The sequence below is a fragment of the Streptomyces cahuitamycinicus genome, assembly GCF_002891435.1.
Classification (GTDB): domain Bacteria; phylum Actinomycetota; class Actinomycetes; order Streptomycetales; family Streptomycetaceae; genus Streptomyces; species Streptomyces cahuitamycinicus.
Genome location: NZ_POUC01000312.1, coordinates 1 through 9,854 on the forward strand (window position 1 = coordinate 1; position 9,854 = coordinate 9,854).

Sequence of the window (9,854 nt, forward strand, 5' to 3'; positions counted from 1 at the left end):
CCGTGGCTGCCGAGCTGAACAGCCGCCCGCGCAAAACGCTCGGCTGGGAAACCCCAGCCGAGCGTCTCGCTAAGCTCCTGGCGACAGCCAGTTGATCACTGTGTTGCTACGACCCCTGGAATTCGCCCTTCCCTGCCGGGGCTCAGGAAGGCCTGATGCCTCGGCCGCCGGCACGGCGTACCCGACCGGCGCTCAGGCCACGGACCCTATCCCCCAACGGCACGGCGTACCCGACCGGCGCTCAGGCCACGGACCCGATGCGGCCCATGGTCGCCGCGTCCGGCTCGTGGTGGATCGGCGTGTGCGCCCCGGTCAGGGAGACTCCGCTGCCGCCACGCCGCGCGGCGACGATCTCCGCCGCGATCGACAGGGCCGTCTCCTCGGGCGTACGGGCACCTAGGTCCAGCCCGATGGGCGAGCGCAGACGGCTCAACTCCAGGTCGGTGACGCCGACTTCCCGCAGTCGGGCGTTGCGGTCCAGGTGGGTGCGCCGGGAGCCCATGGCACCGACGTACGCCACGGGCAGCCGCAGCGCCAGCTTCAGCAGGGGGACGTCGAACTTGGCGTCGTGGGTCAGCACGCACAGGACCGTGCGGGCGTCGACGTCGGTGCGCTCCAGGTAGCGGTGGGGCCACTCGACGACGATCTCGTCGGCCTCCGGGAAGCGGGCCCGGGTCGCGAAGACGGGGCGCGCGTCGCACACCGTGACGTGATGGCCGAGGAACTTGCCGACGTGGACCAGGGCGGCGGCGAAATCGATCGCGCCGAACACGATCATGCGGGGTGCGGGGACCGAGGACTCGACCAGGACCGTGAGGGGTGCTCCGCAGCGCGAGCCCCGCTCGCCGATCTCCAGGGTGCCGGTGCGGCCGGCGTCCAGGAAGGCGCCGGCCTCGGCGGCGACCGTGCGGTCCAGTTCCGGATGGGCGCCGAAGCCGCCGTCGTGGGAACCGTCGGGGCGGACCAGCAGGGCCCGGCCCGTCAGTTCGCGCGGGCCCGACACGATCCGCGCCACCGCCGCCGCCTCCCCTCGGGCGGCGGCGGCGAGCGCGGACGCGACCACCGGGCGGGCCGGATCGGCGGCCCGTACCGGGGTGACCAGGATGTCGATGACGCCGCCGCAGGTCAGGCCCACGGCGAAGGCGTCGTCATCGCTGTACCCGAAGCGCTCCAGGACGGTTTCGCCGTCCCGCAGCGCCTGCTCGCACAGTTCGTAGACAGTGCCCTCCACGCAGCCGCCGGAGACCGAGCCGATCGCCGTGCCGTCGGCGTCCACCGCGAGTGCGGCGCCGGGCTGCCGGGGCGCGCTGCCGCCGACGGCCACCACGGTGGCCACGGCGAAGTCACGGCCCTGCTCGACCCACCGGTTGAGCTCCTCGGCGATGTCCAGCATCTGTCTCGGTCTCCTTGAGGTCGCGGGAGGGTGGGCGTCAGTGGACGCCCAGCCAGCTCTCGATCGGGTTGAGGGCGAAGTAGACGAGGAACACCGTCGTGAGGATCCACATGAAGGCGCCGATCTCGCGCCACTTGCCCTGGGCGGTCTTGATGGCCACGTAGGAGATGACACCCGCGGCGACACCGGTGGTGATGGCGTACGTGAACGGCATCAGCACGACGGTGAGGAACACCGGGACGGCGGTGGCCCGGTCGGCCCAGTCCACGTGCCGGGCGTTCATCAGCATCATCGCGCCGATGACGACGAGGGCGGCGGCGGCGACCTCCGACGGCACGATCGCGGTGAGCGGGGTGAAGAACAGGCAGGCCGCGAAGAACAGGCCCGTGACCACGGAGGCCAGACCGGTGCGGGCGCCCTCGCCGACACCCGTGGCCGACTCGATGAACACGGTCTGGCCGGAGCCCCCGGACACGCCTCCGACCGCGCCGCCGGCCCCGTCGATGAACAGCGCCTTGGACAGGCCCGGCATGCGGCCCTTGTCGTCGGCGAGTTTCGCCTCGGTGCCGACGCCGATGATGGTGGCCATCGCGTCGAAGAACCCGGCGAGCACCAGGGTGAAGACGATCATGCCGACCGTCATCGCGCCGACCTCGCCCCAGCCGCCGAACTCCACGTCCCCGAAGAGCGAGAAGTCGGGCATGGAGACGGCACTGCCGTGCAGTTCGGGCGCGCCGCCCGCCCACTGCTTGGGGTCGATGACGCCGGCGGCGTTCAGGATCGCCGCGACGACCGTGCCGCCGACGATGCCGATGAGGATGGCGCCCGGGGTGTTCCGGGCCTGGAGCATGAAGATCAGCAGCAGGGTGCCGGCGAAGAGCAGGACGGGCCAGCCGGCCAGTTCGCCCGCCGGACCGAGCGCGAGGGGGGTCGCCTCGCCCTGGTGCACGAAGCCCGACTTGTAGAAGCCGATGAGGGCGATGAACAGGCCGATGCCCATGGTGATGCCGTGCTTCAGCGCGAGCGGAATCGCGTTCATGATCATCTCGCGCAGGCCGGTGACGACCAGCAGCATGATGACCACGCCGTACATCACGCACATGCCCATCGCCTGCGGCCAGGTCATCTCGGGTGCGACCTGGGAGGCGAGGACCCCGGAGACGGAGAGACCGGCGGCGAGGGCCAGGGGCACCTTGCCGACGAAGCCCATGAGCAGGGTGGTGAAGGCCGCCGCGAACGCGGTCGCGGTGATCAGGGCCGGCTGGGCGAGCGTGTCCCCGGCGGCGTCCTTGCCGGACAGGATCAGGGGGTTGAGCAGCAGGATGTAGGCCATCGCCATGAAGGTCGTGACGCCGCCGCGCACTTCACGGGCGACCGTGGACCCTCTGTGGGATATGTGGAAGTACCGGTCGAGCCAGGACCGTCCGGCCGGGACGCGGGTGCCTTCACCCGCGTCCTCGGCTGTGGCCCTCGGCTCCAGTGATTGCTGGGTCATGGGTGCCGTCTCCCAAGTTTCAAAGGGGGTTGGGATGTTCACGACCCGGGGGACGGCCCGAGACGAACAAGGGACCTGGGGGACGAAGCCCCCCAGGGGATCGTGACTGCTCAGCCCTCGGAGAGCTGGGTACCCGTCAGGTGCTCGGGCCTCACCGGAGTCCGGTTCAGTTCGAGGCCGGTCGCGTTCCGGATCGCCGCGAGGACGGCCGGGGTCGACGACAGGGTGGGTGCCTCACCGACACCGCGCAGGCCGTACGGGGCGTGGTCGTCGGCGAGTTCGAGGACGTCGACCGGGATGGTCGGCGTGTCGAGGATGGTCGGGATCAGGTAGTCGGTGAAGGACGGGTTCTTGACCTTCGCCGTCTTCGGGTCGACGACGATCTCCTCCATGACCGCCACGCCCAGGCCCTGCGTGGTGCCGCCCTGGATCTGGCCGAGCACGGACAGCGGGTTGAGCGCCTTGCCGACGTCCTGGGCGCAGGCCAGTTCGATGACCTTGACCAGGCCGAGCTCGGTGTCGACCTCGACGACGGCCCGGTGCGCGGCGAAGGAGTACTGCACGTGCCCGTTGCCCTGGCCGGTGCGCAGGTCGAAGGGCTCGGTCGGCCGGTGCCGCCACTCCGCCTCGACCTCCACGGTCTCGCCCTCCAGGACGTCGGCCAGGTCGCTGAGGACCTCGCCGCCGTCGGTGACGACCTTGCCGCCCTCGAGGAGCAGTTCGGCCGTCGCCCAGGCCGGGTGGTAGGAGCCGAACTTGCGGCGCCCGATCTCCAGGACCTTCTCGCGGACCAGCTCGCAGGAGTTCTTCACCGCGCCACCGGTGACGTACGTCTGCCGCGAGGCCGACGTCGAACCGGCGCTGCCCACCTGGGTGTCGGCCGGGTGGATGGTCACCTGCGTGACGCCCAGCTCGGTACGGGCGATCTGGGCGTGGACGGTGACGCCGCCCTGGCCGACCTCCGCCATCGCGGTGTGCACGGTGGCGACGGGCTCACCGGCGACGACCTCCAGGCGCACCTTGGCGGTGGAGTAGTCGTCGAAGCCCTCGGAGAAGCCGACGTTCTTGATGCCGACCGCGTAGCCGACCCCGCGTACGACGCCCTCGCCGTGCGTGGTGTTGGACAGGCCGCCCGGCAGCTCCCGCAGGTCGGCGCCCTCGCTGGACTCCCACTGGCGCTCCGGCGGCATCGGCATCGCCTTGACGCGGCGCAGCAGTTCGGCGACGGGGGCCGGGGAGTCGACGGGCTGCCCGGTCGGCAGGAGCGTGCCCTGCTCCATGGCGTTGAGCCGGCGGAACTCCACCGGGTCCATGCCGAGCTTCGCGGCGAGCTTGTCCATCTGCGCCTCGTAGGCGAAGCACGCCTGGACCGCGCCGAAGCCGCGCATCGCGCCGCAGGGCGGGTTGTTGGTGTAGAGGGCGACGGCCTCGATGTCCACGTCGTCGACCACGTACGGGCCGACGGACAGGGAGGAGGCGTTGCCGACGACGGCCGGGGAGGCGGAGGCGTAGGCGCCGCCGTCCAGGACGATCCGGCACTTCATGTGGGTCAACCTGCCGTCGCGCGCGGCCCCGTGCTCGTAGTACAGCTTCGCGGGGTGGCGGTGGACGTGCCCGAAGAACGACTCGAAGCGGTTGTAGACGATCTTGACGGGCTTGCCGGTGCGCAGCGCCAGCAGGCAGGCGTGGATCTGCATCGACAGGTCCTCGCGGCCGCCGAACGCGCCGCCGACGCCGGACAGCGTCATCCGCACCTTGTCCTCGGGCAGGCCGAGCACGGGGGCGATCTGGCGCAGGTCGCTGTGCAGCCACTGGGTGGCGATGTAGAGGTGGACGCCGCCGTCCTCCTCGGGCACGGCGAGTCCGGACTCGGGGCCGAGGAAGGCCTGATCCTGCATGCCGAAGGTGTACTCGCCCGTGACGATCACGTCGGCCCGCTCGCGGGCGGCGGTCACGTCGCCGCGGACGATCGGCTGGCGGTGCACGATGTTGGGGTGCGGGACGTGACGGGAGTGGTGGTCGTCGCGGTTCTCGTGGATGAGGATCGCGTCCGGGGCGGTGGCGGAGGCCTCGTCGGTGATGACCGGGAGTTCCCGGTACTCCACGTGGATCTTCGCGGCGGCGCGGCGCGCGGTCTCCGGGTGGTCGGCGGCGACGATGGCGACCGGCTCGCCGTGGTGGCGGACCTTGCCGTGGGCGAGGACCGGGGTGTCCTGGATCTCCAGGCCGTAGTTCTTCACCGCCGTGGGCAGGTCGTCGTACGTCAGTACGGCGTAGACGCCCGGCATGGCCAGGGCCTGGCTCGTGTCGATGGACGCGATCTCCGCGTGTGCGACGGTCGAGCGGAGGATCTGACCCCACAGCATGTCCTCGTGCCACATGTCGGACGAGTACGCGAACTCGCCGGTGACCTTGAGGGTGCCGTCGGGGCGGAGCGTGGACTCGCCGATACCGCCCCTGGTCCGGGAGCCCTGGGTGATCTTCGTGGGGGTTCCGCTGGGGGAAGCCATGGTCAGACCGCCTCAGACTGCCGGGCGGCCGCGAGGCGCACCGCGTCCATGATCTTCTCGTAGCCGGTGCAGCGGCACAGGTTGCCCGACAGCGCCTCGCGGATGTCCGCGTCGCTCGGGTTCGGGTTGCGCTCCAGCATCTCGTCGGCGGCGACCAGCAGACCGGGCGTGCAGAAACCGCACTGCACGGCGCCGGCGTCGATGAACGCCTGCTGGATCGCCGACAGCTCGGTGCCCTCGCCGGTCTGCGAGTCGGTTCCCTTGGCCTGCCAGTCCTGGGCGTCCTGCAGCGAGGTACCGCAGGCGCCGGACGCGCAGCCGCTCTCGGAGCGCTGCCTGGCGAAGTCGGCCAGCCCCTCGACGGTGACGATGTCGCGGCCCTCCACCTGCCCGGCGGCGACCAGGCACGAGCACACCGGCACACCGTCCAGACGGACCGTGCACGAGCCGCACTCGCCCTGCTCGCAGGCGTTCTTCGAACCCGGCAGCCCGAGCCGCTCCCGCAGCACGTACAGCAGGGACTCGCCCTCCCACACGTCGTCGGCTTCCTGCTGACGGCCGTTGACCTTGAAGTTGACGCGCATCACGCAGCTCCCTCGATGGTGCGGCGGTCGCCGCGATAGGACTCCCAGGTCCAGGTCAGCGTGCGGCGGGCCATGACGCCGACCGCGTGGCGGCGGTAGCTCGCGGTGCCCCGGACGTCGTCGATCGGGTTGCAGGCGGCGGAGCACAGGTCCGCGAACTGCTTGGCGACGGACGGGGTGATGATCTGCCCGTTGTCCCAGAAGCCGCCCTCCTCCAGAGCGGCGTTCAGGAACTCCTCGGCGGTCTTGGCCCGGACGGGTGTCGGAGCGGCCGAACCGATCCCGGTCCGCACGGTCCGCGTCTCGGGATGCAGCGCGAGCCCGAAGGCGCACACGGCGATGACCATGGCGTTCCTGGTCCCCACCTTGGAGAACTGCTGCGGCCCGTCGGCCTTCTTCACGTGCACGGCGCGGATCAGCTCGTCGGCCGCCAGCGCGTTGCGCTTCACGCCCGTGTAGAACGCGTCGATCGGGATGCGGCGCGTGCCGCGCACCGACTCGACCTCCACCTCGGCGCCCGCCGCGAGCAGGGCGGGGTGGGCGTCACCGGCCGGGGAGGCGGTGCCGAGGTTGCCGCCGACGCCGCCGCGGTTGCGGATCTGCGGGGAGGCGACCGTGTGCGAGGCGAGGGCCAGACCCGGCAGCTCGGCCCGCAGGTTCTCCATGATCTTCGTGTACGGCACGGAGGCACCCAGCCGCACGCTCGCCTCGCCGACCTCCCATTCCGAGAGGTCGCCGATGCGGTTCAGGTCCAGGAGGTACTCGGGCCGGCGGTGGTCGAAGTTGATCTCGACCATCACGTCGGTGCCACCCGCAATCGGCACAGCTGTGGGGTGCTCGGCTTTCGCGGCGAGCGCCTCCTCCCAGCTGGCGGGGCGAAGGAAGTCCATGACCGGCTCTCTTCTTCGTCTTCTCGTGGGGCGTTCGGTTTGAGCCAATCCGTGTGCGGCGGTCCCGGCTCGTCCATGTGCTGTTGACGCGTAGTGGCCTCAGTACACAGGGGGGTGCTCCGACTGAGTCAGTCACGGAAACCATGAAGGAGTTGGCTGGCCAGGGCAGGCATCTTGTAGATTCGTATGAACAGAGGCCCTCAGAAACCTCCTCGTTCTCCTGTGGAAACGCGCGACACAACCGCGTGACCTGGAACACAGCCGGGGCAGGGTTTGATTTCGAGACAAAGAACGGCGGCGACGAGAATGCGGCTGCGCGCACTGCTGGACACCGACGCGCTGGGCCTCAAGCTGCTCGGCGGCGAGGACGAGCTGGAGCGCACCGTGCGGGGTGTGATGACCACCGACCTCCGCGACCCCAGCCGCTACCTCGCGGGCGGCGAACTGGTGCTCACGGGCCTGGCCTGGCGCCGGGACGAAGACGACTCGGAGCCGTTCGTCCGGATCCTGGTGCAGGCGGGCGTGACGGCCCTCGCCGCGGGCGAGGCCGAGCTGGGGGACGTCCCCGAGGACCTGGTCGTGGCCTGCGCCCGCCACCGCCTCCCGCTCTTCGCGGTGCACGAGTCGGTGGCGTTCGCGACGATCACCGAGCACGTCGTACGGCAGGTGTCCGGCGAGCGCGCCGGCGACCTCGCGGCGGTCGTCGACCGACACCGCCGGATGATGACCTCGGGCCCGGCCGGCGGCGGTCCCGACGTGGTCCTGGACCTGCTGGGCACGGACCTGGACCTGCGGGCCTGGGTCCTGTCCCCCACCGGCCGCCTGATCGCCGGCTCCAAGACCGCGGGCCCCGCCCTGCCGGCCGAGACGTGTGCCCGGCTCGCCGGAGAGCACCTGGCCTCCCTCCGCACGGGCCGCCGCGGCCCCCACCGCGTCGTCCTGGGCGCCACGACGTACTCCCTGTTCCCGATCCGCTCCACGGGCCGCTCCCCGCAGCCCGCCGGGGACGTCCGCGAGTCGGTCCTGTCGGACTGGCTGCTGGCCGTGGAGGCGGACGCCGGGGACTGGCCCGAGGAGCGCCTGGACCTGCTCTACGGCGTCACCCAGCTGATCGCGGTCGAGCGGGACCGCCGCGACGCGGCCCGCTCGGTCCGCCGCCGCCTGGCCCAGGAGGTCCTGGAACTGGTCCAGACGGGCGCGGCACCCGCCGAGATCGCCGCCCGGCTGCGCGTGGCCGCGCCGGTGCTGCTGCCCGGCCTGGGCGCCGCGCCGCACTGGCAGGTGGTCGTGGCCCGTGTCGACTGGGAGGGCGGGGAGATCGAGGGCGGCCCGGTGGCGCAGGCCCTGCTGGAGGAGGTCCTCGTCGACCCCGCGGTCGCCGGGCCGGAGCACTCCGACCGCATCGCCGTGGCCCACACGGGCGACGAGGCCATCGCCCTGGTGCCCCTCCCGGCCGTCTCGGCGGAGCACGACGGCTCGGAGACGGGCGTCCTCGCGGACGCGCTTCTCGGATCGGTACGGGACCCCCTGACGGCGGGCCTCGACGACGACGGCCGTCTCACCCTCGGCGTCAGCGCGGCCGTCCACTCGGCGGAGGGCCTGCGCGGCGCCCTGGAGGAGGCCCGCCACGCCCGGCGCGTCGCCGCGGCCCGCCCGGGGCGGGTCTGCGCGGCCGGCCACCAGGAACTGGCCTCCCACGTCCTGCTGCTGCCCTTCGTCCCGGACGACGTCCGCCGGGCCTTCACGGCCCGCCTCCTGGACCCGCTGCGCGACTACGACCGCCGCCACCGCGCCGAGCTGATCCCCACCCTGGAGGCCTTCCTCGACTGCGACGGCTCCTGGACCCGCTGCGCAGCCCGTCTGCACCTGCACGTCAACACGCTGCGCTACCGGATCGGCCGGATCGAGCAGTTGACGAGCCGTGATCTGTCGCGACTGGAGGACAAGCTGGATTTCTTCCTGGCCCTGCGCATGAGCTGAAACACGGGGTGTCCCGACCCAAACCCGGAACACCCCCGAGTCCCACGACTTTGTGAAATCCTTCACCCACCCTCTTGGCCCGGCCCGCCGATTCGTGCTGAGATGCCGCCACCACTCAACAGCTCGATGGCGTGCTCGGGGAGGGCAACGTGGCGCATACCGCCATGTCTGGTAACGGAACGACCGCCGGCGACGATCCCCTCCAGACCGCGGTATGGCGGCTGCGCTCCCGCGGATGCTGGGCAGACGCGGCCGCCCTGCTGCCGCCGACCACACCGGCGGCGGCGCTGCAACGCGCGTCGTTGCTGGTCGAACGGTGTCTGTACACCGAGCAGGGCTGGGAGGAGGCCGAGGACGCGCTGCGCACGGCCGAGGCGATGGCCCACAGCGACGACGAACGCGGCGCGGCCGCTTGTGAACGCGGGTACTTGGCCTACGCGGCGACGCTGCTCGCGGTGCGGGACCGGGCCGACGAGGCGCGGGCCGCGCTCGGGCGGGCGGCGGCGCTGATCCCTCCGGGGGCTCCGGCACGGGCTCTGCTCGACTTCCGGCGCGGGCTCCTGGCGGAGAACCTGACGAGCGCGCCCCAGGCCGCCCGGGCGGCGTACCGCCGTGCCCACGCGGGTGCGACGGCGCACTCCGACCCGCTGCTGCTGTCCTTCACCTGGCGCCACCTGGCGGGACTCGCCCTGCGGGAAGGGGAGTTGGCGGAGGCGCGGCACGGCTTCACGGAGTCACTGCGGATCCGGGAGGAGCTGGGCTATCTCGTCGGCACGGCTCCGGCGCTGGTGTCCCTCGCCGACGCCGAGACGGAGCCGGAGGCGTCCCGGCTGCGGGAGGAGGCCCGGCGGTTGTTCCGGCTGCTCGGGGGCGTACCGACGTGGCTGTCCCGCCAGTTGGCTCCGCCGGTGCCGCCGGCTGCGACGGCTTGAGGGGAGGCGGGGGGTACTCGGCGTCGGTCTGTCTGTTATACACATCTCCGAGCCCACGAGACTAGCGCTC

General features: G+C 71.8%; 7 protein-coding genes. 2 read left to right on the plus strand and 5 right to left on the minus strand.

Annotation, left to right across the window (positions count from 1 at the left end):
• Positions 1-241: 241 nt before the first annotated feature.
• The 5 genes from C1J00_RS30910 to C1J00_RS30930 all read right to left on the minus strand — a co-directional run bounded on the left by C1J00_RS30910 (position 242) and on the right by C1J00_RS30930 (position 6,872).
• Complete coding sequence (locus C1J00_RS30910; RefSeq protein ID WP_102912287.1) at positions 242-1,393, minus strand: XdhC family protein; 1,152 nt, start codon at positions 1,391-1,393, stop codon at positions 242-244.
• A gap of 37 nt (positions 1,394-1,430) precedes the next feature.
• Positions 1,431-2,888, minus strand: a complete 1,458-nt coding sequence (locus C1J00_RS30915) for an NCS2 family permease (RefSeq protein ID WP_102912288.1) — start codon at positions 2,886-2,888, stop codon at positions 1,431-1,433.
• A gap of 110 nt (positions 2,889-2,998) precedes the next feature.
• The gene (locus C1J00_RS30920; protein ID WP_102912289.1) at positions 2,999-5,398 is read right to left on the minus strand and encodes a xanthine dehydrogenase family protein molybdopterin-binding subunit; all 2,400 of its coding nucleotides are present in this window, start codon (positions 5,396-5,398) and stop codon (positions 2,999-3,001) included.
• A 2-nt stretch (positions 5,399-5,400) separates the two neighbouring features.
• On the minus strand, positions 5,401-5,982 hold the full coding sequence (locus C1J00_RS30925) for a (2Fe-2S)-binding protein (RefSeq protein WP_102912290.1): 582 nt from the start codon (positions 5,980-5,982) through the stop codon (positions 5,401-5,403).
• Positions 5,982-6,872: an FAD binding domain-containing protein gene (locus C1J00_RS30930; RefSeq protein WP_102912291.1), complete on the minus strand. Its 891-nt coding sequence runs from the start codon at positions 6,870-6,872 to the stop codon at positions 5,982-5,984. The genes C1J00_RS30925 and C1J00_RS30930 overlap by 1 nt, the downstream gene beginning before the upstream one ends.
• A 306-nt stretch (positions 6,873-7,178) precedes the next feature.
• Between C1J00_RS30930 and C1J00_RS30935 the strand changes: the two genes are divergently transcribed.
• The gene (locus C1J00_RS30935) at positions 7,179-8,852 is read left to right on the plus strand and encodes a PucR family transcriptional regulator (protein WP_102912292.1); all 1,674 of its coding nucleotides are present in this window, start codon (positions 7,179-7,181) and stop codon (positions 8,850-8,852) included.
• A gap of 164 nt (positions 8,853-9,016) precedes the next feature.
• Positions 9,017-9,784: a hypothetical protein gene (locus C1J00_RS30940; protein ID WP_245936575.1), complete on the plus strand. Its 768-nt coding sequence runs from the start codon at positions 9,017-9,019 to the stop codon at positions 9,782-9,784.
• Positions 9,785-9,854: the final 70 nt, after the last annotated feature.

Excerpts from the sequence above, each read along its gene's own strand:
- C1J00_RS30935 (WP_102912292.1), top strand. The coding sequence starts at position 7,179 with ATGCGGCTGCGCGCACTGCTGGACACCGACGCGCTGGGCCTCAAGCTG.
- C1J00_RS30920 (WP_102912289.1), bottom strand. The coding sequence starts at position 5,398 with ATGGCTTCCCCCAGCGGAACCCCCACGAAGATCACCCAGGGCTCCCGG.
- C1J00_RS30910 (WP_102912287.1), bottom strand. The coding sequence starts at position 1,393 with ATGCTGGACATCGCCGAGGAGCTCAACCGGTGGGTCGAGCAGGGCCGT.
- C1J00_RS30925 (WP_102912290.1), bottom strand. The coding sequence starts at position 5,982 with ATGCGCGTCAACTTCAAGGTCAACGGCCGTCAGCAGGAAGCCGACGAC.
- C1J00_RS30915 (WP_102912288.1), bottom strand. The coding sequence starts at position 2,888 with ATGACCCAGCAATCACTGGAGCCGAGGGCCACAGCCGAGGACGCGGGT.
- C1J00_RS30940 (WP_245936575.1), top strand. The coding sequence starts at position 9,017 with ATGTCTGGTAACGGAACGACCGCCGGCGACGATCCCCTCCAGACCGCG.
- C1J00_RS30930 (WP_102912291.1), bottom strand. The coding sequence starts at position 6,872 with ATGGACTTCCTTCGCCCCGCCAGCTGGGAGGAGGCGCTCGCCGCGAAA.